Origin of the sequence: Streptomyces tendae, assembly GCF_014650435.1 — a bacterium.
Taxonomy (GTDB): Bacteria; Actinomycetota; Actinomycetes; order Streptomycetales; family Streptomycetaceae; genus Streptomyces; species Streptomyces tendae.
In genome coordinates, this window is sequence record NZ_BMUY01000001.1 from 48,281 (window position 1) to 70,750 (window position 22,470).

General features: G+C 72.6%; 25 protein-coding genes. 18 read left to right on the plus strand and 7 right to left on the minus strand.

What is annotated here, in order from left to right; genetic code table 11:
* Nucleotides 1-159 precede the first annotated feature (159 nt).
* Nucleotides 160-762: a TetR/AcrR family transcriptional regulator gene (locus IE258_RS00210; protein WP_189737388.1), complete on the minus strand. Its 603-nt coding sequence runs from the start codon at nt 760-762 to the stop codon at nt 160-162.
* A 176-nt stretch (nt 763-938) separates the two neighbouring features.
* Here IE258_RS00210 and IE258_RS00215 point away from each other — a divergent pair, with 176 nt between their 5' ends.
* Nucleotides 939-2,801 (plus strand): serine/threonine-protein kinase, encoded by a 1,863-nt coding sequence (locus IE258_RS00215; protein WP_189737391.1) that lies wholly within the window; start codon nt 939-941, stop codon nt 2,799-2,801.
* Here the strand turns inward: IE258_RS00215 and IE258_RS00220 are convergent.
* Complete coding sequence (locus tag IE258_RS00220) at nt 2,798-3,691, minus strand: LysR family transcriptional regulator (protein WP_189737394.1); 894 nt, start codon at nt 3,689-3,691, stop codon at nt 2,798-2,800. The two genes, IE258_RS00215 and IE258_RS00220, sit on opposite strands and share 4 nt — an antisense overlap.
* Nucleotides 3,692-3,771: 80 nt before the next feature.
* Here IE258_RS00220 and IE258_RS00225 point away from each other — a divergent pair, with 80 nt between their 5' ends.
* Both IE258_RS00225 and IE258_RS00230 read left to right on the plus strand, forming a co-directional pair.
* Nucleotides 3,772-4,317 carry a cupin domain-containing protein gene (locus tag IE258_RS00225; protein ID WP_189737396.1) on the plus strand — a complete coding sequence of 182 codons (546 nt, stop codon included), beginning with the start codon at nt 3,772-3,774 and terminating at the stop codon, nt 4,315-4,317.
* A complete protein-coding gene (locus tag IE258_RS00230) occupies nt 4,314-4,676 on the plus strand; it encodes a DoxX family protein (RefSeq protein ID WP_189737400.1) in 363 nt (120 codons plus the stop codon). The genes IE258_RS00225 and IE258_RS00230 overlap by 4 nt, the downstream gene beginning before the upstream one ends.
* A 14-nt stretch (nt 4,677-4,690) precedes the next feature.
* On the opposite strand, the gene IE258_RS00235 is transcribed toward IE258_RS00230, so the two are convergent.
* The gene (locus tag IE258_RS00235) at nt 4,691-5,698 is read right to left on the minus strand and encodes a helix-turn-helix transcriptional regulator (protein ID WP_189737403.1); all 1,008 of its coding nucleotides are present in this window, start codon (nt 5,696-5,698) and stop codon (nt 4,691-4,693) included.
* Between the two features lie 107 nt (nt 5,699-5,805).
* Here IE258_RS00235 and IE258_RS00240 point away from each other — a divergent pair, with 107 nt between their 5' ends.
* The 3 genes from IE258_RS00240 (at nt 5,806) to IE258_RS00250 (ending at nt 10,125) form a co-directional block, all read left to right on the plus strand.
* Nucleotides 5,806-6,213, plus strand: a complete 408-nt coding sequence (locus tag IE258_RS00240; RefSeq protein ID WP_189737406.1) for a VOC family protein — start codon at nt 5,806-5,808, stop codon at nt 6,211-6,213.
* Between the two features lie 59 nt (nt 6,214-6,272).
* On the plus strand, nt 6,273-8,048 hold the full coding sequence (locus tag IE258_RS00245) for a protein kinase domain-containing protein (RefSeq protein WP_189737409.1): 1,776 nt from the start codon (nt 6,273-6,275) through the stop codon (nt 8,046-8,048).
* A 127-nt stretch (nt 8,049-8,175) separates the two neighbouring features.
* A complete protein-coding gene (locus IE258_RS00250; protein WP_189737412.1) occupies nt 8,176-10,125 on the plus strand; it encodes a serine/threonine protein kinase in 1,950 nt (649 codons plus the stop codon).
* A gap of 15 nt (nt 10,126-10,140) precedes the next feature.
* Here the strand turns inward: IE258_RS00250 and IE258_RS00255 are convergent, their stop codons facing one another.
* Nucleotides 10,141-10,461 carry a PLD nuclease N-terminal domain-containing protein gene (locus IE258_RS00255; protein ID WP_189737415.1) on the minus strand — a complete coding sequence of 107 codons (321 nt, stop codon included), beginning with the start codon at nt 10,459-10,461 and terminating at the stop codon, nt 10,141-10,143.
* A gap of 87 nt (nt 10,462-10,548) precedes the next feature.
* Here IE258_RS00255 and IE258_RS00260 point away from each other — a divergent pair, with 87 nt between their 5' ends.
* From IE258_RS00260 to IE258_RS00305, 11 genes are all read left to right on the plus strand, one after another.
* Nucleotides 10,549-12,006: a menaquinone biosynthesis decarboxylase gene (locus tag IE258_RS00260; protein ID WP_159328594.1), complete on the plus strand. Its 1,458-nt coding sequence runs from the start codon at nt 10,549-10,551 to the stop codon at nt 12,004-12,006.
* A complete protein-coding gene (gene mqnP / locus IE258_RS00265; protein ID WP_189737418.1) occupies nt 12,003-12,908 on the plus strand; it encodes a menaquinone biosynthesis prenyltransferase MqnP in 906 nt (301 codons plus the stop codon). Before IE258_RS00260 ends, mqnP begins: the two co-directional genes overlap by 4 nt.
* A 55-nt stretch (nt 12,909-12,963) precedes the next feature.
* Nucleotides 12,964-13,620, plus strand: a complete 657-nt coding sequence (locus IE258_RS00270; protein WP_087807871.1) for a UbiX family flavin prenyltransferase — start codon at nt 12,964-12,966, stop codon at nt 13,618-13,620.
* Nucleotides 13,621-13,687: 67 nt separating this feature from the next.
* Nucleotides 13,688-14,143: an Lrp/AsnC family transcriptional regulator gene (locus IE258_RS00275; RefSeq protein WP_030401669.1), complete on the plus strand. Its 456-nt coding sequence runs from the start codon at nt 13,688-13,690 to the stop codon at nt 14,141-14,143.
* Nucleotides 14,144-14,208: 65 nt separating this feature from the next.
* Nucleotides 14,209-15,372 (plus strand): aminofutalosine synthase MqnE, encoded by a 1,164-nt coding sequence (gene mqnE, locus IE258_RS00280; protein WP_127893872.1) that lies wholly within the window; start codon nt 14,209-14,211, stop codon nt 15,370-15,372.
* A gap of 179 nt (nt 15,373-15,551) precedes the next feature.
* Nucleotides 15,552-16,193, plus strand: a complete 642-nt coding sequence (locus IE258_RS00285; protein ID WP_189737421.1) for a UdgX family uracil-DNA binding protein — start codon at nt 15,552-15,554, stop codon at nt 16,191-16,193.
* A 16-nt stretch (nt 16,194-16,209) separates the two neighbouring features.
* On the plus strand, nt 16,210-16,734 hold the full coding sequence (locus IE258_RS00290; RefSeq protein ID WP_189737424.1) for a GNAT family N-acetyltransferase: 525 nt from the start codon (nt 16,210-16,212) through the stop codon (nt 16,732-16,734).
* A 101-nt stretch (nt 16,735-16,835) separates the two neighbouring features.
* On the plus strand, nt 16,836-17,135 hold the full coding sequence (locus IE258_RS00295) for a DUF4229 domain-containing protein (protein ID WP_003974452.1): 300 nt from the start codon (nt 16,836-16,838) through the stop codon (nt 17,133-17,135).
* A 141-nt stretch (nt 17,136-17,276) separates the two neighbouring features.
* Nucleotides 17,277-17,378 (plus strand): putative leader peptide, encoded by a 102-nt coding sequence (locus IE258_RS41970; protein ID WP_328822937.1) that lies wholly within the window; start codon nt 17,277-17,279, stop codon nt 17,376-17,378.
* A 72-nt stretch (nt 17,379-17,450) separates the two neighbouring features.
* Complete coding sequence (locus IE258_RS00300; protein ID WP_189737427.1) at nt 17,451-18,773, plus strand: dicarboxylate/amino acid:cation symporter; 1,323 nt, start codon at nt 17,451-17,453, stop codon at nt 18,771-18,773.
* Nucleotides 18,774-18,934: 161 nt separating this feature from the next.
* Nucleotides 18,935-19,225 (plus strand): hypothetical protein, encoded by a 291-nt coding sequence (locus IE258_RS00305; RefSeq protein WP_189737429.1) that lies wholly within the window; start codon nt 18,935-18,937, stop codon nt 19,223-19,225.
* On the opposite strand, the gene IE258_RS00310 is transcribed toward IE258_RS00305, so the two are convergent.
* On the minus strand, nt 19,216-19,368 hold the full coding sequence (locus IE258_RS00310; RefSeq protein WP_189737432.1) for a hypothetical protein: 153 nt from the start codon (nt 19,366-19,368) through the stop codon (nt 19,216-19,218). The two genes, IE258_RS00305 and IE258_RS00310, sit on opposite strands and share 10 nt — an antisense overlap.
* A 141-nt stretch (nt 19,369-19,509) precedes the next feature.
* Between IE258_RS00310 and IE258_RS00315 the strand changes: the two genes are divergently transcribed.
* Nucleotides 19,510-20,217 (plus strand): TetR/AcrR family transcriptional regulator, encoded by a 708-nt coding sequence (locus IE258_RS00315; RefSeq protein ID WP_189737436.1) that lies wholly within the window; start codon nt 19,510-19,512, stop codon nt 20,215-20,217.
* Here the strand turns inward: IE258_RS00315 and IE258_RS00320 are convergent.
* Both IE258_RS00320 and IE258_RS00325 read right to left on the minus strand, forming a co-directional pair.
* Nucleotides 20,202-21,080 carry a MaoC family dehydratase gene (locus IE258_RS00320; RefSeq protein ID WP_189737440.1) on the minus strand — a complete coding sequence of 293 codons (879 nt, stop codon included), beginning with the start codon at nt 21,078-21,080 and terminating at the stop codon, nt 20,202-20,204. The genes IE258_RS00315 and IE258_RS00320 overlap by 16 nt on opposite strands.
* Complete coding sequence (locus tag IE258_RS00325) at nt 21,080-22,372, minus strand: 3-oxoacyl-ACP reductase (protein ID WP_189737443.1); 1,293 nt, start codon at nt 22,370-22,372, stop codon at nt 21,080-21,082. The genes IE258_RS00320 and IE258_RS00325 overlap by 1 nt, the downstream gene beginning before the upstream one ends.
* Between the last annotated feature and the right edge of the window lie 98 nt (nt 22,373-22,470).

The window sequence follows — 22,470 nt, forward strand, 5'->3', positions numbered from 1 at the left end:
GGTGTTGGGGGGATTTCTCTCGGTCGGCCTGTGGTGCTCGGCGACTGATGAAGACTCTATGGATCCACCGGTCCCGGATCGTCACCCCGCGGTGGACACCTGCCCGTAGCTCCCTCGGGGGACAACCACCACCGCCGCGGGCCCCGCCCCGCGCACCGCCTACGCCCCGTCCGCGCTGATCGACCGCCAGATCCGCTCCGGCAGGATGCGCGCGGCCTCGTCCAGGTCGACGTCCCGGACCCCGGACAGGCGGCGCCGGGCGACGGCCACGACCGGGCCCAGGACCAGGGACTCCAGCAACGGCATGGGGAGCGGGGCGATTTCACCCGCGTCGATGCGGGGCTGGATCCACCCGGCCATCGCCGAGACGGTCGGCTGCTGCGCGTCCCGCACCTCCTGGCCGTGCGCCATCAGGCGCCGGTCGGCGCGCGGGGAGTGCACGAGGAGCGCCGCGCCGGGGTGGTCGCGGACGAAGGCCAGATAGGCCCCGACGACGGCCCGGATCCCCTCCCGGGCGGTCCCGGCACTGGTCAGCGCGGTGACCAGCTGTTCCAGCAGCCGCCCGGTCCAGCGCTCGGTGAGCGCCGTGAGCAGGCCGTCGAGGCTGCCGAAGTGGTGGTAGAGGCTGCCGAGGCTGACCCCGCTGGTGCGGGTGACCGCGGTGACGGTGACGCCCTGTTCGCCCGACTCCGTGTAGAGGCGGAGCGCGGCGTCCAGGAGGAGGTCGGAGGTGACCTCGCCGCGGTGTTGTTTGGGGCTCATGGACAGGCGCGCTCTCGCTTCCTTTTCTAGAATAATTTTCTAGAAGATTCTTCCAATCCTAGGTCCGTCTGACTCACACTGTCCCCTGCGGGACGCGCGTGTCCGCCCGGACTTCGGAGGGGAGCGGGTGGGCCGCGGGTCCCCGGCCGTCGGGACAACGGGGGGACAGGGTCGACGTGTTGGAGCTGGACGGCAGCGGGGCGGAGCCGCTGAAGGACGGGGACCCGCGGTGGATCGGGCCGATCCCGCTGATCGGACGCCTCGGCTCCGGCGGCATGGGCCGCGTGTATCTCGGCGTCCACGAGGGCCGGTACGCGGCCGTCAAGCAGCTCCTGCCCTCGGTCGTCGCCGAGGACGAGGACTTCCTGCGCCGCTTCGGGCACGAGCTGGACAACCTCGCCCGCTTACCCGAGGAGGCGACCGCACCGCTGCTCGCGGGGGACCGGGAGGCCCGGCCGCCCTGGTTCGCCACCGCCTACGTGCCCGGCCTCACCCTGACCGAGGCGCTGGAGGTCCACGGCGGTCCGCTGCCCGCCGATGCGCTGTGGCTGCTCCTTCGGGAGGCCGCCGAGGGGCTGGCCGCGGTGCACGCGCTGGACATGGTGCACCGCGATCTGAAGCCGTCCAACGTGATGCTGACGCTGGAGGGTCTGACCCTCATCGACTTCGGGGTCGCCCGGGCCGCGGAGCAGAGCCGGCTGACGAGGACCGGCATGGTGGTGGGTACGCCCGCCTACATGTCACCGGAGCAGGCATCCGGGAGACGGGCGTCCAGTGGAGCGGTGGACGTCTTCGCGCTGGGCTCGGTGCTGGCGTACGCGGCGTCGGGGCGCCCGCCCTTCGGCGACGAGTCCGGGCACGCGGTGCTGTACCGCATCGTGCACGAGGAGCCGGATCTCGGGCCGTTGCGGGAGCTGGATCCGGAACTGGCCGAGGTGGTCGCGTCCTGCCTCGACAAGGACCACGAGGGCCGCCCCACCGCCGCCGAACTGCTCGAGACCGCCGAGCGGCACGGGCCGTACGAGCCGCCGCTGTGGCCGCAGGCCCTCACCGAGCGGCTGACCGAACGGGCGGCCTTCGTCACGAACCTGCCGGAGCAGGCGGACCTCCCAGAACCCGAACCCGAGCGCGTTCCCGATCCCGGGTCCGCTGTCGTCGGGCGGCGGGACCCCGGCCGGTCCGACCGGCGGCGCCGGCACCGCGTTCTCTTCGCCGTCGTCCCGGTCGTGGTGGCCGCCGGGGCGACCCTCGCCGTGCAACTCCTGCCGTACACCTTGGCCCCCGACGACCGTGCGGACGCGTCGCCGTCGTCGTCCGCACCGGTGTCGAGCGCGCCCGCGGCGTCCCCGGCCGGGCCGGGGAAGGCGTCGCGGACGGCGACGCCGGACCAGTCCGCGTCACCCTCCCGATCGCCCGGGGAGCAGGGCGACCGACGGGGCGACGCGGACGGTGGGGGCGGTGCCGCGGGCGGTTCGCAAGGGGGCGCGGATGCCGGTGGGGCCGGGCCGGGTTCCGGATCAGGTTCCGGTTCCTCCGATGACGGAGGTGCCGGTGCAGCTGCTGGTGCCGGTGCCGGTGCCGGCAGCGGCGATGGCGATGGTTCCGGCTCCGGTTCTGGCTCCGGATCTGGATCTGGATCCGGTTCGGGTTCCGGAGACGGCGACGCGTCCGGATCGGGCGTCTTCATGCTCAAGAACGCCAAGAACGGTCGGTGCCTGACCACCGCCCTCGCCGACGCCCCGTACGACGGCGACTGTACGGGCGACGCGGCCACCTGGACCTTCCGGAGCAGGCCGAACGGCACCGTGTGGGTCATCAACGGGCTTTCTGGCCAATGCATTTACACCGCGGCGATCGGGCACCCGGTCTTCTCGTTCCCCTGTGGCCGCACCACCGGGCAGGAGTGGCGGGTGGGGTCCGGCGGCACCCTCAAGAACGTCGCCACCGGCGGCTGCGTCACCGTCAGCGCGATGAGCGGCACCGGCGTGCGCAACGAGGCATGCGACCAATCCGCGTCCCAACGCTGGACGCGGAGCTAGGACAGGCCCTGCGAGGCGTCGTACACCGCGACCGCGAGCCGGACGAAGGAGCGGATCAGCGGGTTCGGGTCGGTCCGGGGCCAGGCCAGCACCACCTGGCTCGGCGGCAGGCCCGTCAGCGGGACCACGGTGAGCCCCTCCGCGGGCACGTGGTCGGCGAGGGTCATGCCGACCGTGCCGTTCCAGAGCACCACCTGCTGACACTCCCGCACCGTGCGCACCACCGGCCCCGGCCGCGGCTCCCCGCCGTTCCAGTACGCCTGCCACAGCGGATCCGTGCCCTCCGGGAAGCGGAACCAGCGGCGGTCGGCCAGCTCGGCCGGGGCCAGGCTCGCCCGGCCGGCCAGCGGATCGTCGGCGCGCAGCAGGGCGCCCACGGGGTCGGCGCGCAAGGTCTGCGTGGTCAGGCCGGTCGGGTCGAAGGGGCCGCGGGTGAGGGCCACGTCGACCAGCCCGGCGTGCAGCCCGCAGGTGGGGTCGGTCAGGTCGGTCTCGCGGACGGTGACTTCGACGTGCGGATGGCGCCGGCGGTAGGCGTCGGCCAGCCGGACCACGTCCGGGTCGGTGCTGTCGCCGAGGATGCCGACGGTGAGGGTCGCGGCACCGGCCGCGGCCGCCACGCGAGCGGGTACGCGTTCGGCCCGGTCGAGCAGGGCGCGCGCCTCGTCGAGCAGCACCGCACCGGCCCTGGTGAGGGTGACGCCCGCGGAGGTGCGGTGGAACAGCGTGGCGCCCAGTTCCGTCTCCAGCGCCCTGATCGCCCGGCTCAGCGGCGGCTGGCTCATGTGCAGGCGGACGGCCGCCCGGCCGAAGTGGAGTTCCTCCGCGACCGCCACGAAGTAGCGCAGCGTCCGCAGCTCGAGCCGGTCCCTCCGGTTCACCGGGTCCATCCTGCGACGATACCCGCGCGGTATCGAGTGTGCGGAACGGGTCTTGGACGCTCCCGGTGCCCCGGCGGTGGAATCGAGGCATGAGCGACGAACCGCGGAACAGCGAGAACGGCGAGAACAGCGAGGCGGGCGCGGACCCCGCCGTGTCGGTGGTCGGTCCGGGAGACGGCGAGACGATCCTCCTCGGCACCACCCGCATGCGCGTCCTGGAGGACGGCAGCCACACCGGCCACCGCCTCGGCATGGCCGAGTCCGTACTCGCCCCGCACACCCCCGGACCGCCCCAGCACCGTCACGCCCGCCACGACGAGGGTTTCTACGTCATCTCCGGCACGGTGCGGTTCACGGTGGGGGACGAGGACATCGACGCGACGGCCGGCACCCTCGTGATGGTCCCGCCCGGCGCGCCGCACACTTTCGCCAACACCACCGGCGAACCGGCCCGCATGCTCAGCACCTTCACCCCGGACCTGTACGTCCAGTACTTCCGCGACCTGGAGGAGCTGTACGCCGACGGCCGCACCCCGACCCCGCGGGACGCCCTCCGGACGATGAGCCGTTACGCGACCGAGCCGGCCACCGACTTCGCCCCTCTGCCCCCGTCGGCCCGGGGAGCCGGGTCGTGAACGTCGCCTACTGGATCGTCGCCGGACTCCTCGCCGCCTTCTACCTCTACGGGGGCGCGGTGAAGGTGGCGCGCAGCCGGGACGCGCTCCGGCCGATGATGGCCTGGGTGGACAGCACGCCGATGCCCGCCGTCCGCGCCATCGGCGTGGTCGAGGTGCTCGGCGCGGCCGGGCTGGTCCTCCCGCCGCTGACCGGCGTCGCGCCCTGGCTGGCCACGGCCGCGGCCGTCGGGTTCGTGGTCCTGCAGATCGGCGCGACCGGGGTCCACCTGCGTCTCGGGGACCGGCAGGTCGCCCTCAACCTCACCCTCCTGGTCACCGCCGCCGTCACGGTCTGGCTGGCCGCCGCCCGGCTGTGACCCGGCGGCCGCCGTCAGTCGTGCGGTGGGGTGCCCCGGGCCGCGTCCATGAGCCGGTCCGCGAGGTCCGCGACGAGGCCGCGCAGCTCGTCCGGCCGCTCGACGACGAAGGGGCGGTCCAGCGACGCGAGGAGGCCCGGCAGCCAGTCGAGCCGCTCGGCCCGGATCTCGACCCGGCACCAGCCCTCGCCCTCGCCGTCGTCGCCGTCCGCCGCGGCGACGACGGCCACGCTGCGCGGCAGCCGGGCGCGGATCTCCTCGGCCGTCCCCCGGACCCGCACCGTGACCTCGTGCCGGTAGGGCGCGGTGGCCAGGGCCGTCAGCACGCGCTCCGCCGGACCGGGCCCCGGCGGCGGTTCGAAGGTGCCGGGCAGGACCCGCGCGCCGTGGATGCGGTCGAGGCGGAACGTCCGGTCCGCCCCGACCGAGAGGTCCCTGCCCGTCACGTACCACCGGCCGGCGTGCGCCACGAGCCCGTACGGGTACACGGCGCGTTCGCCGCTCCCGCTGCTCCCACCCCTCCCGCTCCCGCCGGTGTAGCGGATCGCCAGCGGCCGGTGATGGCGTACGGCGTCCGCGACCGGGAGCAGGACGGCGGCCTCCGGGGCGGCGGACCCGGCCGGCGCGGTCGTGAAGGTGAGCGAGTCGAGCACCGCGTCCAGGCGGTGGCGCAGCCGCTCCGGCAGCACCCGCCGGACCTTCGCCGCCGCCGTCTCGCCCGCCGTTCCCGCCGCCGCCGTGATCCCGGTCCGCCGGCCGGCGACCAGGCCAAGGAGTACGGCCAGGGCCTCGTCGTCGGTCAGCATCAGCGGGGGCATGCGGTGCCCGGGGGCGAGTCGGTAGCCGCCGTAGCGGCCGCGCACCGACTCCACCGGGACGTCGAGGTCGACGAGGTGGTCGACGTACCGGCGCACCGTGCGCTCGCCGACGCCGAGCCGGCCGGCGAGTTCGGCCACGGTGCGCACCCCGCCGGACTGGAGCAGTTCGAGCAGGGTGAGGACACGGGACACGGGACGTGACATGCCCGTAAGTCTGCCGCCGATACCGGTCGGATTGTGACCGGTATCGCTCCTAGCGTGGGTCCGTAAGCACTGATCGGCCATCGGCCATCGGCCCCCTGGAGGCACCCATGAACCTCGTCTCGCTCCGCGTCATCACGGACGACGTCGCCCGTCTCGTCGGCTTCTACGAGCGCGCCACCGGCCTGCGCGCGGCCTGGGCCACCGAGGACTTCGCGGAACTGCGCACCCCCTCCGGCACCCTCGCTATCGGCAGCACCCGCACCGTCCCCCTCTTCGCCCCCGGCTCCGCCCGCCCGGCCGACAACCGCAGCGCGATCCTCGAGTTCCTCGTCGAGGACGTGGACGCCGTGCACCGGAACCTGACCGGCTTCGTGGACGAGTTCGTCAAGGAACCCACCACCATGCCCTGGGGCAACCGCGCGCTCCTCCTCCGCGACCCCGACGGCAACCTGGTCAACTTCTTCACCCCGGTCACCCCGGCCGCCGTCGAGAAGTTCGCCGACGTCGCCCGCTGACGGCCCCCCTATGCTGGACCCGCCCGCAGGGGCGAGGAACCGCACGCCGGGAGGGATCTGTGTCAGCGCTGGAGCCGGACGACCCGCGCTCCGTCGGGGAGTACCGGCTGCTGAGCCGGCTGGGCGTGGGCGGCATGGGCCGGGTCTTCCTCGGCCGGTCCCCCGGGGGTCGGCTCGTCGCGGTCAAGGTGGTGCACGCCGAGCTGCTGCGCCGACCGGAGTTCCGCGACCGCTTCCGACGTGAGGTCCAGGCGGCCCGGATGGTCAGCGGCGCCTTCACCGCACCGGTCGTCGACGCCGACCCGGACGCGCCGCTGCCCTGGCTGGTCACCAGCTACATCGCCGGTCCTTCGCTGGAGCAGGCGGTGGCCGAGCGGGGGCCGTTCGACCCGCAGGCGGTGCTCACGCTGGCCGCGGGGCTCGCCGAGGCGCTGGTGTCGATCCACGCCGCGCACCTCGTCCACCGCGACCTCAAGCCCTCCAACGTGCTGCTCGCCGAGGACGGGCCGCGCGTCATCGACTTCGGCATCGTGCGCAGCGTCGACGCCGACTCCCTCACCGGCACCGGGCACATGGCGGGCTCCCCGGGCTTCATGTCCCCGGAGCAGGTCAACGGGGACGAGGTCACCTGGGCCAGCGACGTGTTCTGCCTGGGCGCGGTACTGGCCTTCGCGGCGACCGGCGCCAACCCCTTCGGCGCCGGACCGACGCCCGCGCTGCTCTACCGCGTCGTGCACAACGCCCCCGACGTGGACGCCGTCACCGACCCGGCGCTGCGCTCGCTGATCGCCGACTGCCTCGCCAAGGACCCGGCCCACCGCCCCGCCCCGCGCGAGATCCTCGCCCGCATCGGCCCGCTGGGCGGCGAGAGCGCCACCGCCCTGCCGCACGCCCAGCAGTGGACGCCGGCCGTCCGGCCGACCCGCGCGGACGCCGTGCCCACCCGGATCGTCCCGCCGGTCGCGGCGCCCCCGGCCCATCAGCACACCCGCGTCGACACCGCACCTCCGCAGGTGTACCCGTCGGCGCCCGCACCGGCGGACGTACGCCCGACGGCGACCGGAGACGGCGGCCGCCGCAGCCGACGGGCCTTCCTGCTCTCCGGCGCGGGCGCGCTCGCCGCCCTCGGCGTGGGGACCGGATTCTGGCTCAACCGCCCGGCGGACCCGGACCCGGCGGCCGGTTCCGCGCCCGCACCTTCGCCGTCGCCCTCGTCCGCGCCCTCCGCTCCCGCGGACCTGGTCGGCCTCTGGCCCCTCGACGAGGCCACCGGCCAGGTCGCCCGGGACACCGCGGGCGGCCACGACGGCACCGTGACCGGCGTCGCCTGGCAGGGGGCCGGGGATGGCGCCGCCTTCGACGGGACCGGCAGCCAGATCGTGACCGCCGGACCGGTGCTGAAGACCGGCGAGGGCCGCAGCTTCACCGTCGCAGCCTGGGTCCGTCTCGCCACCCTGCCGGACACCTTCGCCACCGCCGTCAGCCAGGACAGCGCCGACGCCAGCGGCTTCTACCTCCAGTACTCCAGTGAGGACCACGGCTGGGCCTTCTCCCGCCCCGGTCTGCGCGCCGTCGGCCGCACCGCGCCCGCCGCGCAGGTCTGGACCCACCTGACCGGCGTCTGCGACGGCCCGGCCCGCAAACTGCGCCTGTACGTCAACGGCGTCCAGGAGGCGGTCGTCGAGGACACCGGCCCCGCCCCCGCCACGGGCCCCTTCGTCATCGGCCGCGCCTCCTTCGACGGGCAGCCCCGCGACTTCTTCCCCGGCGCCATCCGCGACGTACGGGCCTTCGACCGGGCGCTGGCCCCGGCGCGGATCGCACATCTCGTGTGACAGGTCTGATGAGATCTCACCACCGTTCCACGGCACGGGAGTTGGGGCGCTCGTGCTAAAGATGTAGCTTCCAGGAACGGCCGCGGCACCCGCACGGAGCACGCGGCGCCGGAGAACGGGGAGAGAGTTGAGCGGGGAAGCCGGATCCGGCCTCACGGGCAGTGGTGCCGAGCCGTTGGAGGACGACGACCCACGCCGGATCGGACCGATCCCGCTGCTGGGCCGGCTCGGGGCCGGCGGCATGGGCCGCGTCTATCTCGGCGTCCACGAGGGCCGGTACGCGGCCGTCAAACAGGTGCTGCCGTCGGTCGCCGGGGAGGACAAGGACTTCCTGCGCCGCTTCGGGCACGAGCTGGACAACCTCGCCCGGCTGCCCGAGGAGGCGACCGCGCCGCTGCTCGCGGGGGATCGGGAGGCCCGGCCACCGTGGTTCGCCACCGCCTACGTGCCCGGCCTCACCCTGCGCGAGGCCGTCGACCTGCACGGGCCCCTGCCCGCCGAGGCGCTGTGGCTCATCCTGCGGGAGGCCGCCACCGGGCTCGCGGCCGTGCACGCCCTGGACATGGTCCACCGGGACCTCAAGCCGTCCAACGTCATGCTGACCCTCGACGGCCTCACCCTCATCGACTTCGGCGTCGCCCGGGCCGCCGACCAGAGCCAGTTGACCAGGACCGGCATGGTGGTGGGCACGCCCGCCTACATGTCGCCCGAGCAGGCATCCGGGAAGCGGGCGTCCAGCGGCGTCGTCGACGTCTTCGCGCTGGGCTCGGTGATCGCGTACGCGGCGTCCGGCCGCCCGCCCTTCGGCGACGAGTCCGGGCACGCCGTGCTGTACCGCATCGTGCACGAGGACCCCGATCTCCAGCCGCTGCGGGACCTGGACCCCGAACTCGCCGACGTCGTCGCGTCCTGCCTGGACAAGGACCACGAGGGCCGGCCCACCGCCGCCGAACTCGTCGAACGCGCCACGGCACACGGCACGTCGGCCGCCGCGCCGTGGCCGCAGGACGTCACCGAGCGGCTGACCGAACGGGCGACCTTCGCCGCCCGGGCCCCGGAGCCCGTACCCCTGCCCGAGCCGGACGAGCAGGGCGAGCAGGGCCAGTCGGGAGAGCAGGCCGAGACGGGCGAGTCGGGAGAGCAGGGCGCGGCCGGCAAGGCGGCGCCCGCCGCGTCGTCCGTCCCCGTGGTCACGGGCGGCGGCCGGCCGGAGAAGCGTGAACGGCGGCCCCGTACGAAGGTGCTGGCGTTCGTGATCCCGATCGCCGTGACCGGGGCGACGCTCGGATTCACGCTGCTGCCGTACGCGATGGACGACGCGGAGGGGGACGGGAACGCGGCCGCGCCGCCCGCGGCCACCGGGACGGCCGCCCCCGGCCCGGCCGTCTCGACGGGCTCGAGCGCCTCCGCGTCCCCCAGTCCCGACGGCGGCAGGAAGAAGGATCAGGACAAGGGCGAGGACAAGGACAAGAGCGAGGGCAAGGGCGAGGGCGAGGAGAGCGGGAAGGACGGCGGGACCGGGGACGCGGCCGCCGCCGCGGGGGCGGCCGGCGACGGTTCGGACTCCGGCGACGCCTCCGGATCGGGGGGATCCGCCAGTGCGGGAGGGTCGTCCGGCGCGGGTGGCTCGTCCGACACGGACACGTCCGCCGGCTCCGGAAGCGGGTCCGGGGAGAGCGGGGCCGGCGACGACGGCTCGGACGACGGCGGGTCCGCCTCGGGCAGCTTCATGCTGAAGAACGGATCGAGCGGGAAGTGCATGTACGTCGGCACGCCCATCGACGACGGCGCCTGCTCCGGCGACATCGCCGTCTTCCGCTTCCAGAGCACCTCGGGCGGGGCCTTCAGGATCCTCAACGTGGGCACGGCCCAGTGCATCCACTCCAGGAGCGCGAACGCCTGGCTCGTCAAGGGCACCTGCGGCTCGTTCGGAGGAGACTGGCGGGAGAGGGCGAACGGCTCGCTCAGGAACCTCAACACCGGTGGCTGCCTCGACCTCAACCGCCGGGCGTCCATGATCGGCCTGACGACCACGACGTGCACCGGCTCCGCCTCCCAGCGCTGGACCAGGACGTAGCCCCGTGCCCGCGTCCTAGTCCTTGCCCCGGTCCTGGTCCTTGTCCCCGTCCTTCTCGTCGTCCTTCTCCAGGGACTTCAGGAAGTCGGGGTTGTCGTCGGGAGCCACCCACTGCCGCCGACCGCCGCCGCCCTGCCAGGGCGAGGATCCGGTCGGCTGCCGCTTCTTCCCGGCGATGATCCAGGAGATCGAGCCGACCAGCGGGAAGAGCAGCACGAGGATCGCCCACAGCGGCTTCGGCATGTGGCGGATGTCGGCATCCTTCGTGCTGATGCAGTCGATGAACGCGTAGACGCTCAAGGCCAGTGGGACGAGGAACATCAGCACCCGGAGCATGGGCCTCTCCAGCTCAAGCGAGGGGTGGGGACGCGTCACGGCCCCCAGGTACAGGGCCAGGGTAGCCGCTCGGGGATACTGGACCGCATGGCTTACGACGATCTTCGCTCCCTGCTCAGGGCGCTGGAGCGCGAGGGCGACCTCAAGCGCATCAAGGCCGAGGTGGATCCGTACCTGGAGGTCGGGGAGATCGTCGACCGGGTGAACAAGGCCGGCGGCCCGGCGTTGCTCTTCGAGAACGTGAAGGGCTCCGACATGCCGCTGGCGATGAACGTCTTCGGCACCGACCGCCGCCTGCTCAAGGCCCTCGGCCTCAAGGCGTACTCCGACATCTCGGACAAGATCGGCGGGCTGCTCCGCCCCGAGCTGCCGCAGGGCTTCATCGGCGTGCGCGAGGCCTTCGGGAAGCTCGGCACGATGACGCACGTACCGCCGAAGAAGGTGAAGCCGGGCAGCGCGCCCGTCCAGGAGGTCGTCCTCACCGGCGACGACGTGGACCTGGACCGCCTCCCCGCCCTCTTCACCTGGCCGGACGACGGCGGTTCCTTCTTCAACCTCGGGCTCACCCACACCAAGGACCCGGAGACGGGCATCCGGAACCTGGGCCTCTACCGCCTCCAGCGCCACGACAAGCGCACCATCGGAATGCACTGGCAGATCCACAAGGACAGCCGGAACCACTACCAGGTCGCCGCCCGGCGCGGCGAGCGCCTGCCGGTCGCCATCGCCTTCGGCTGCCCGCCCGCCGTGACCTACGCCTCCACGGCGCCGCTCCCCGGCGACATCGACGAGTACCTGTTCGCCGGGTTCCTCCAGGGCAAGCGGGTCGAGATGGTCGACTGCAAGACCGTCCCGCTCCAGGTCCCCGCGCAGGCGGAGGTCGTCATCGAGGGCTGGCTGGAGCCCGGCGAGATGCTCCCCGAGGGCCCCTTCGGCGACCACACCGGCTTCTACACCCCGCAGGAGCCCTTCCCCGCCCTGAAGATCGACTGCGTGACGATGCGGAAGCGCCCGCTGCTCCAGTCGATCGTGGTCGGCCGCCCCCCGACCGAGGACGGCCCCCTCGGCCGGGCCACGGAGCGCTTCTTCCTGCCCCTGCTGAAGATCATCGTCCCGGACATCGTGGACTACCACCTCCCCGAGGCCGGCGGCTTCCACAACTGCGCGATCGTCTCGATCGACAAGAAGTACCCCAAGCACGCCCAGAAGGTGATGCACGCCATCTGGGGCGCCCACATGATGTCCCTGACCAAGCTGATCGTGGTCGTCGACTCCGACTGCGACGTCCACGACCTGCACGAGGTCGCCTGGCGGGCCCTCGGCAACACCGACTACGGCCGTGACCTCACCGTCGTGGAAGGCCCGGTCGACCACCTCGACCACGCCTCCTACCAGCAGTTCTGGGGCGGCAAGGCGGGCATCGACGCCACGAAGAAGCTGCCCGAGGAGGGGTACACCCGCGACGGGGGCTGGCCGGACATGGTGCTGTCCGACCCGGAGACGGCGGCGAAGGTCGACCGCCGCTGGAAGGAGTACGGACTGTGACCTCGGCTTCCGCCGCCCTGCCCCAGCAGCCGGGGCGCACCAAGGCGTTCCTGCGCCTGGTGATGATCGAGCACTCGGTGTTCGCGCTGCCCTTCGCCTACATCGCCGCGCTGACCGCGATGTACGAGTGGGACGAGAACATCCACTGGGGCAGGCTGCTCCTGGTCACCGTCGCCATGGTGGGCCTGCGCACCTTCGCGATGGCGGTCAACCGGATCATCGACCGCGAGATCGACGCCCGCAACCCGCGCACCGCCCACCGCGAACTGGTCACCGGTGCCATGTCGATCAAGCACGCCTGGACCGGCGCGCTCATCGCCCTCGTCGTCTTCCTGGGCGCGGCGGCCCTGCTCAACCCGCTCTGCCTGGCCCTGGCCCCCGTCGCGGTGATCCCGATGGTGGTCTACCCGTACGGCAAGCGGTTCACGAACTTCCCGCAGGCCATCCTGGGTCTCGCCCAGGCCATGGGCCCGATCGGCGGCTGGCTGGCGATCAGCGGCGAGTGGTCCTGGGAGGCCGTGATCCTCGGCCTCGCGGTCGGCATCTGGATCGGCGGCTTCGACCTGATCTACGCCTGCCAGGACGTCGAGACCGACCGGCAGGTCGGCGTGAAGTCGGTCCCGGCCCGCTTCGGCGTCCAGGCCGCGATCTGGGGCGCCCGCGCCTGCCACACGGTCACCACGGCCCTGTTCGCCTGGTACGCCGTCGCCACCGACGCCGGTGTCTTCTTCTGGCTCGGCCTGCTGATCGTCGCGGGCGCGTTCCTCTACGAGCACACCATCGTCCGCCCCACCGACCTGACCCGCCTCAACAGGGCGTTCTTCAGCGTCAACGGCTTCATCGGCATCGCACTCTTCGTGTGCGCGCTGCTGGATCTGCTCGTACGGGGCCTCACGGTCTGAATACCCTGAGCCTGCGACTAGGCTCGACATCATGAAGCCAGGACAGACGCAGCGCGTGCCTTGGATCGTGGGGGTGTCCGGGGCCTCCGGCACCCCGTACGCCGCCGCCGTGCTGCGTGCGCTGCTCGCCGCCGGCGAGAGCGTCGACCTGGTGGTCAGCCGGGCCTCGCGGCTCACCCTGCTCGACGAGACCGGCATCTCCTTCCGCGACGCCCACTGGCGGCACGACCTGCGCGAATGGCTGGCCCGCGGAGCCGACGGCAAGCCCGGCACCTTCGACGTCGACCTCGACGGCGACCGGGTACGGCACTGGAGCGCGGGCGACCTCGCGGCCGGGCCGTCCTCGGGGTCGTACCCGACGAAGGGCATGCTGATCGTGCCCGCGTCCACGGCCTGCGTGGCCGGTGTCGCGCTCGGGCTGTCCAAGGACCTGCTCCAACGCACCGCGAGCGTGACCCTCAAGGAGCGCCGCAGGCTGGTCGTGGCCGTACGGGAGACCCCGCTGGACGGCCGGACGCTGCGTCACCTGGTGACCCTGGACGACGCCGGCGCGAGCGTGGTGCCCGCCTCCCCGGCCTTCTACGCGGGGGCGACGCACATCCAGGACCTGGTGGACTTCGTCGCCGGACGCGTCCTCGACGCGGCGGGCGTCGGGCACGGCCTCTACCGCCGCTGGCGCGGCGACCTCGGCGGGGCCCGCCCCACCGACTGAGCACCATCTCCCCCCACACGTTTGTTACCCACATCTTCAGAATTCTTCAGTGGAAGGCTTCGATCGCATGGACGCGGTGGACAGGCAGCTCATCCAGGCCCTGAGGGAGAACGGCCGGGCCTCCTACGCGGAGCTGGGGCGCCTGGTCGGACTCTCCGGACCCAGCGTCACCGACCGCATCAACCGGCTGGAGGCGGCCGGAGTCATCACCGGCTACCGGGCCACCGTTGACGCCGCCTCGCTCGGCCTCGGCGTCACCGCCCTGATCGGCGTCTCGCTCTCCGACGCCGCCGACCACGAGGACGTGGCGCAGCGTCTCAAGGAGCTGCGGGAGATCGAGGACTGCTGGTTCATCGCCGGTGACGACTCCTACATGCTCAAGGTTCGCGCCGCCGACGTGGACGGCCTGGAGAGCATCATCCGGCGGCTGTCGGGCACGAAGGGCGTGTCCCGCACCCGCACCACCATCGTCCTCTCCACCAAGTGGGAGAACCGGGTGGGCGAGCTGCCCGAAGAGGTCTAGCCTCCGGGACCGGCCGCCGGGCCGAGGCGTACGGTTGACCAGTCTGTCTCAGAAAGAGGTATCGCATGGACGCCGGGCTCAAGCGCGAGCTGGAGCAGAAGGTCCGCTCCGGTGAGCGGCTGACCCGCGAGGACGGCATCGCGCTGTACGAGTCGGACGATCTCGCCTGGCTCGGCGGCCTCGCGCACGAGGTGCGGACGCGGAAGAACGGCGACGTCGTCCACTTCAACGTCAACCGCCACCTCAACATGACCAACGTGTGCACCGCCTCCTGCGCGTACTGCTCCTTCCAGCGCAAGCCGGGGGAGAAGGACGCGTACACGATGCGCATCGAGGAGGCGGTGAAGCTCGCCAAGGCGATGGAGGGCGAGAACCTCACCGAGCTGCACATCGTCAACGGCCTGCACCCCAACCTGCCGTGGCGCTACTACCCGCGCTCGCTCAGGGAGCTGAAGGCCGCGCTGCCGGACGTCTCGCTGAAGGCGTTCACGGCGACCGAGATCCACCACTTCGAGACCATCTCCGGGATGTCCGCCTCCGACATCCTGGACGAGCTGATCGACGCCGGTCTCGAGTCCCTCACCGGCGGCGGCGCGGAGATCTTCGACTGGGAGGTGCGGCAGCACATCGTCGACCACCGCACCCACTGGGAGGACTGGTCCCGCATCCACCGCCTGGCCCACGAGAAGGGCCTGAAGACGCCGTGCACCATGCTCTACGGCCACATCGAGGAGCCCCGCCACCGCGTGGACCACGTGCTGCGCCTGCGTGAGCTGCAGGACGAGACGGGCGGCTTCCAGGTCTTCATCCCGCTGCGCTACCAGCACGACTTCGTGGACATGAAGGACGGCAAGATCCGCAACCGGCTCCAGGCACGGACGCAGATGGCGACCGGCGCGGAGGCCCTGAAGACCTTCGCGGTCTCGCGACTGCTCTTTGACAACGTCCCGCACGTCAAGGTCTTCTGGGTCATGCACGGCGTCCAGACCGCCCAGCTGGCCCTCCAGCACGGCGCGGACGACATGGACGGCTCGGTGGTCGAGTACAAGATCACCCACGACGCGGACGACTTCGGCACGCCGAACAAGCTGACGCGGGAGGACCTGCTGGACCTCATCCGCGACGCCGGGTTCCGGCCGGTGGAGCGGAACACGCGGTACGAGGTCCTCCGGGAGTACGAGGGTCCCGACCCGGCGCGTCGGGAGGCGCCGCAGCCGATGCGGGTGTGAATTCCGCGGTAGTTCTCCGGCTGCCGGCCGGTGGGGGCTGGTCGCGCAGTTCCCCGCGCCCCTTTCAGGGGCGGTCCAGTGCACGTGCCCCGAAGGGGCGCGGGGAACTGCGCGAGCAACCCCTCACCCACCCGCACCCGGCACGGATCCGAACCGCCCCCGGCGGGTACCCGCACCGCATGGCCGGTACCGAGGACGCTTACACCGCCGAACCCTTCGTTCCGAGGCGCGGCGGCCTCCCCGCCCTGCGCCGGGCGGCAGCCGAATGCCGCGGCTGCCCGCTGCACCGGGACGCCACCCGGACCGTCTTCGGCGCCGGCAAGGCGTCCGCCCGCGTCATGCTCGTCGGCGAGCAGCCCGGCGACCAGGAGGACCGGCAGGGCAAACCCTTCGTCGGCCCCGCCGGGCACCTCCTGGACCGGGCGCTGGCGGAAGCCGGCATCGACCCCGCGGACGCGTACGTCACCAACGCGGTCAAGCACTTCAAGTTCACCCGGACCGAGCCCCGCAAGCGCCGCATCCACAAGGCGCCCACCCTGCGCGAGATGACCGCCTGCGGCCCCTGGCTGGCCGCCGAGCTGGAGCGCGTGGAACCCGAGCTGATCGTGGTGCTGGGCGCCACCGCGGGCAAGGCGCTGCTCGGCTCGTCCTTCCGGGTCACTCAGGTGCGCGGCACGGTGCTGGAGGAGGAGATCCACGGGCGTCCGGAACGGCTGGTGCCGACCGTGCACCCGTCGGCGGTGCTGCGGGCCGACGACCGGGACGCCGCCTACCGGGGACTGCTCTCGGACCTGAAAGTCGCCGCACGGGCGCTCGCGTAATAGCTACTATGGCTGAGTGTCCCTTACTTTCACTTTCGATCCGGCCGTCACCCCCGACCTCCGCGACGGCGTCCTCGACCTGTGGACCGACGTCTCCAACGCCGGCGGCTCGGTGGGCTTCGTACCGCCGGTGACCCGGGAGGACATCCGTCCCGCGCTGGTCAAGCACCTGGCGGGCATGGCCGAAGGGCGTACCCGTCTCCTCGTCGGACACGACGAGGAGGGGCGGGTGGCCGCCACCGCGTTCCTCGCCCTCAACACGCACCGGCTGATGCGGCACTGGCTGTGGCTCTACACGGCCATGGTCCACCCGCGCCACCAGGGCCGGGGTTACGGCCGCGACCTGATGACCGCCGCCGCCGACGCCGCCCGCACCTGCGACGGCATCGAGGCGATACGCCTCACCTGCCGCGGCGGGCTCGGCCTGGAGCGGTTCTACGAGTCCTGCGGCTACAAGGAGGTCGGCCGGGTCCCCGGCGCGATCCGGGTCGCCCCGGGCGACGACCGGGACGACGTCTTCCTGCTGCTGCCCCTGGCCTGACCCCCCGGCCGCCGCCCGGCCGACCCCCCTGCAAGATCGACGGACCGGCATGTTTCACTGGACAGTGCCTCTTTGTGCCAGAAACGGAAGAGTGGATTGAGATGCTCCGCTACACGCTGATGCGCCTCGGGATCTTCGCAGGCTGCCTCGTGGTCGTCTGGGGGCTCGTCTACGCCGGAGTGTTCCCGCGCGGTCTCGGCGACTCCAACGGCATGTGGATCCTGCTGCTCTCCCTGCTGATCTCCGCCCCGATCAGCTACGTCGCGCTGCGCAAGGAGCGGGACCGGGCCTCGGTCCAGGTCGTGGGCCGGGTGGACCGCATGAAGGCCAACCTGGAGGCCAACCGCGGCCAGGAGGACGGCGCCGACGACACGGCGCGCGCCCAGGGCCAGACCTCGTAACGTCCGTCACGCTCGTACGCCGCCCCGGCTTCCGAATTCACCGGAAACCGGGGCGCTTTGCGTTTTGCGGGCAGTAGCGCACTCCTGCCTCTCAAAGTATGGCTTTGAGTGTCTCAAAGCATGGGTGTTAAAGTCGTGTGCATGAAGCAAGCAGCCGCGCCCACCTCACCACAGCGCCTCGCGCTCGTGGCGCGCCTGCACGTGGACCTCTGCCGGTGCGCGTCCGCGAACTGTCGCCCCTGACGTTCCCCCCTCGCCAGTCGTCCCCACGTCAGCTCAGCGCATCCCATCCCGCGTCCCGTCCCCCTACGGAGCATGTCCGTGTCTTCACCCTCTTCTTTCACGAAGTACCTGAAGGTGCCCTTCTGGGCCCAGATACTCGCCGGTCTCGTACTCGGCGTCCTGCTGGGCTGGCTGGCCCGCAGCCAGGACATATCGTGGCTGGTCACCACCCTGGAGAAGGTCGGTGACACCTTCATCGGCCTGCTGAAGCTGGCCGTCGCCCCGCTGGTCTTCTTCGCGATCCTCGTCTCGATCACCAACCTGCGGAAGGTCAACAACGCGGCCCGCCTGGCGTCCCGCACCCTCCTCTGGTTCATGATCACGTCGCTGATCGCGGTGGCCATCGGCCTCGTCATCGGCCTGGTCACCAACCCCGGCTCCGGCACCGGCCTCACCCCGGCCGACGGCGCCAAGCCCGAACACACCGGTTCCTGGATCGACTTCCTGACCGGCATCGTGCCGACCGACGTCATCACGCCGTTCACCGAGCTGAACGTCCTGCAGATCGTCTTCATGGCCGCCGTCGCCGGTATCGCCGCCCTCCAGCTCGGCGAGAAGGCCCAGCCGATCCTGAACCTGAGCGAGTCGATCCTCGAACTCCTCCAGAAGGCCCTGTGGTGGGTCATCCGCCTCGCCCCGCTCGGCACCGTCGGCCTCATCGGCAAGGCCATCGCCACCTACGGCTGGGACCTGATCGGCAAGTACGCCACCTTCACCGCCGACATCTACGTCGGCTGCGCCATCGTGATGTTCGTGGTCTACCCGACGCTGCTCGCCACCGTCGCCAAGGCCAGCCCGCTCCAGTTCTTCAAGGGCGCCTGGCCCGCCATCCAGCTGGCCTTCGTCTCCCGCTCCTCGGTCGGCACCATGCCGCTGACCCAGAAGGTCACCGAGCGCCTCGGCGTCCCGAAGGAGTACGCGTCCTTCGCGGTGCCGTTCGGCGCGACGACCAAGATGGACGGCTGCGCCGCGATCTACCCGGCGATCGCCGCGATCTTCGTCGCGCAGATCTTCGACATCCAGCTCGGTGTCGGCGACTACCTGCTGATCGCCTTCGTCTCGGTGGTCGGCTCCGCCGCCACGGCCGGCCTCACCGGCGCCACGGTCATGCTCACCCTGACCCTGTCCACCCTGGGCCTGCCCATGGAGGGCGTCGGCCTCCTCCTCGCCATCGACCCGATCCTGGACATGATGCGCACGGCGACGAACGTCGCGGGCCAGGCTCTCGTTCCGGTCATCGTCTCGGCCCGCGAGGGGCTGCTCGACCGCAAGGCGTACGACGAGGCGCACGCGTCGCCGATCGACGAGCCCGAGCGGGAGAAGCAGGACGCGGAGCCGGTTCCGGTCGCCGCCTGACCGTCGACCGACAGGTCGGACGACGCCCCGTACCGGGATCCGGTGCGGGGCGTCTCCCTGCACGGGCGGGGACCTCGGCGCGAACCGCTGGGCCTGGACCGAGCCCATACGCCTGCCTACGCTGGACACGTCCCGATTGCGCCGGGCGGGGGGGGCGGAGCATGAGCGCGGAACATGTCGTGGGCATCGTCGGAATCGTCGTCATCGCGGCGTGCCTCGTGGTCATCGAGGAGATGCTGCGCAGGGACATCAAGAAGCACGGGAAGCGGGTCCTCCCCGCCCCGACACCGCGGTGCACGTCCTGTGGACACGACAACGCGTATCACCAGCGGGGCAGTTGCCGGTACGAGCGCGGTGACGTCCGCGACGGAAACGACTCCTACGGCACCACCTGGAAGGGGTACACCACCCGGGAGCTGTGCGGTTGCACCAAGACACCGTCTCAGCTGTAGTCCGACCAGTGACCCGCCTCGGGGTCGGACGTGTCGCGGTGCACGGGGTTGTGGGTGTCCACGGAGACCCAGACGAGGAACGCGCCCGCGCACACCACCAGCAGACCGATCGGAATCAGTACGGCGATCAGCCACTCCGGCATCGATTCCCCCCCATCGTCCGGCGGGCCGTGACGTTCATCGTCCCACCACGCGTCGTCGATGCGTAGGTGCCGTGCCGTGCCGCACCGTGCCGGGTGCGCGGACGTCCCGGTCACCGCCGCGCGGACCGTACGCTGATGCGCATGGGTGCTGGGAAGACCAAGCGGATGCCGCGTGCGGTCCGCGAGCAGCAGATGCTGGACGCCGCCGTGAGCGTCTTCGGGCGGCGCGGGTACATGGCGGCGTCGATGGACGAGATCGCCGAACTGGCGGGCGTGTCCAAGCCGCTGGTGTATCTGTACCTGAACTCGAAGGACGACCTCTTCAGCGCCTGCATCGGCCGCGAGGCCCGTGCCCTCACCGAGGCGGTGCGGGCCGGTGTGCGTCCTGGGCTGTCCGCCGACGGGCAACTCTGGTCGGGCCTGCGGGCGTTCTTCGACCACACCGCGCGGCATCCGGACGCCTGGCGGATGCTGCACCTGCACGCCCGGACCCACGGCGAGCGGTTCGCGGCCGAGGTCGCGGCGATGCGCGAGGAGATCGTGGCGTTCGTGACGCAGCTGATCGCCGCCGCGGCGCGTGACGCGCACCGGGACCCGCACCTGCCCGAGGGCGAGGTCGCCGGGCTGGCCGAGGCGCTGGTCGGCGCCGCGGAGTCGCTGGCCGACTGGGCCGGTGCCACCGAGGGCGTCACCGCCAAGCAGGCGGCGGCGACCCTGATGAACTTCGCCTGGGCGGGTCTGGGCGACCTGATGGCGGGACGGCCCTGGTCCCCGCCGGAGGACGCCGAGCCGGTGCCGGATGCCGAGCGGGTGCCGGACGCCGAGCCGGTGGCTCAGGCCGCCGGGTAGGGGCCCACCTCGCCGGTCAGGTGCAGCCGCCGTCCTCCGTCGCCGCCGCGCAGCTCGAACCGGCCGTCCTCGGCGCCGTACGCCACCGTCCCCGGCAGCAGCACCGGCGCCCTGAACTGCGCCCGCACCACGGCCGCGTCCGGCGTCCCGTGCTCGGCGAGGCACCGGGCCACCGTCCACATGCCGTGTGCGATGGCCCGCGGAAAGCCGAACAGGCGGGCGGTGAGCGGGTGCAGGTGGATCGGGTTGCGGTCGCCGGAGGCGGCACCGTAGCGGCGTCCGACGTCACCGGCGAGGTGCCACTCGGCGCGAGCGGGGAGAGGTTCCCGCTCTCCCGCGGGGCCCCCACCGGCGGCGGGGGGCGGGGCGGCGGTGCGGTGCCGGGCCAGGTAGGTGCTGCGGGACTCCCACACGAGGTCGCCTCCGGTACGGACCTCCGTGACCACCGTCGCCTCGGTGCCGCGCCGGTGCGGGGCCAGCCCTTCGACGTGCACGGTGAGTTCGTACTCGGCGGTCGCGGGCAGGGCGGTGCGCCGGGTGATGCCGATGGACGTGTGGACGAGCCCGAGCAGGGGCAGCGGGAAGTCCCGGCCGCTCATCAGGCGCATGGCCAGCGGGAAGCCCAGCACGTGCGGATACGTCACCGGCAGCGCGTCCGCACCGGTCGCGAACCCGCACGCCCGCTCGTACGCCGCCAGCCGCGCGAGGTCCACGCGCAGGCCGGGCAGCACCAGCCGGGTGCGGGGGAAGTCCGCGTCCGGGCGGGGGCGCCTGAGGGGCGACAGCAGGGCGCCGCGGGCGAGGAGCGGCGCGAGGGCGGGGACGCCGGTCAGGGTGCTGGTGGTCGGGGCGGCGGTGGTCATCACGCCCCCAGCAGGCTCTGGCCGCAGACCCGTACGACCTGGCCGTTGACCGCGCCGGACGCCGGGTGCGCGAGCCAGGCGGTGGTCTCGGCGACGTCCACCGGCAGGCCGCCCTGGGCCAGGGAGTTCATGCGGCGCCCGGCCTCGCGGATGAAGAGGGGGACCGCCGCCGTCATCTTGGTCTCGATGAAGCCCGGTGCCACCGCGTTCACCGTCACCCCGTGGGCGTCGAGCGCGCGCGGTGCGAGGGAACGGACCAGGCCGACGATCCCGGCCTTGCTCGCGCCGTAGTTGGTCTGCCCCGCGTTGCCCGCGAGCCCGGCGATGGAGGCCGTCGCCACGATCCGGCCGCCCCGGTTCACGGCGCCCGCGGCGAGCAGCGCGTCCGTGGTGCGCAGGACGCTCGCGAGGTTGACGTCGAGGACGGAACTCCAGCGTTCGGCAGGCATGTTGACCAGCCGCCGGTCGCGGGTGACGCCCGCGTTGTGGATCAGGATGTCGAGCCCGCCGGGCAGCGCGGCGGCGATCCGCTCGCCCGCGTCGGCGGCCGTGATGTCCAGCGCGAGGGCGATGCCGCCAAGGCGTTCGGCGGCCCGGCGGGCGGCGTCCTCGGCCTGCGGCACGTCCAGGACGACGACCTGGGCGCCCTGACCCGCCAGCGTCTCGGCCACCGCCGAGCCGATGCCGCGGGCGGCGCCGGTGACCAGGGCGGTGCGCCCGGCCAGGGGGAGGGTCCAGTCGTCAGGGCCGGCGCCCTCGCCCGCCGCCCCCACCTCGATCACCTGGCCGCTGACGTAGGCGGAGGCGGGGGAGAGGAGGAAGCGGAGGGTGGACTCGGCGGGTGCCGCGTCGGTGAGCCGTACGAGGTTGACGGTCCTGCCGCGCCCGATCTCCTTGCCGAGCGAGCGCGTGAACCCCTCCAACGCCTGCTGGGCGGCGGCCTGGTGGTGGTCGGCCGGGTCGAGCGGGGCGCCGAGCACCACCACGCGGCCGCTCGCGGCGACGGACCGTACGACGGGGTGCAGTGCGGCGTGCACCTCGGCGAGCGCGTCGACGTCCCGTACGCCGGTGGCGTCGAGGACGACGGCTGCGGGCCGGCCGTCCTCGTCCCGGGGCAGGCCCGTGCGGGCCAGGACGGGCACGAGGTCGAGGTCCGTCTTGCCGGCCGTGAGGTGCAGCAGACCGCCGTCGAAGGCGTCGCGCCGCAGCTCGGCGGGTTGTGGCAGCCCGAGCCTGCGGGTGAGGAAACGGCCGGGTGCGGTGCCGGTGAAGCTGAGATAGCGGTCGGCCATGTCTGTCTCCCAGGCGGCGGATGGGGGTCCCCCGCGCGAGCGTGTTCGAGCGTGGGGGAGTGTCCAGGGGCCGGCGGTCGGGCTCGTGCCGCCCACTG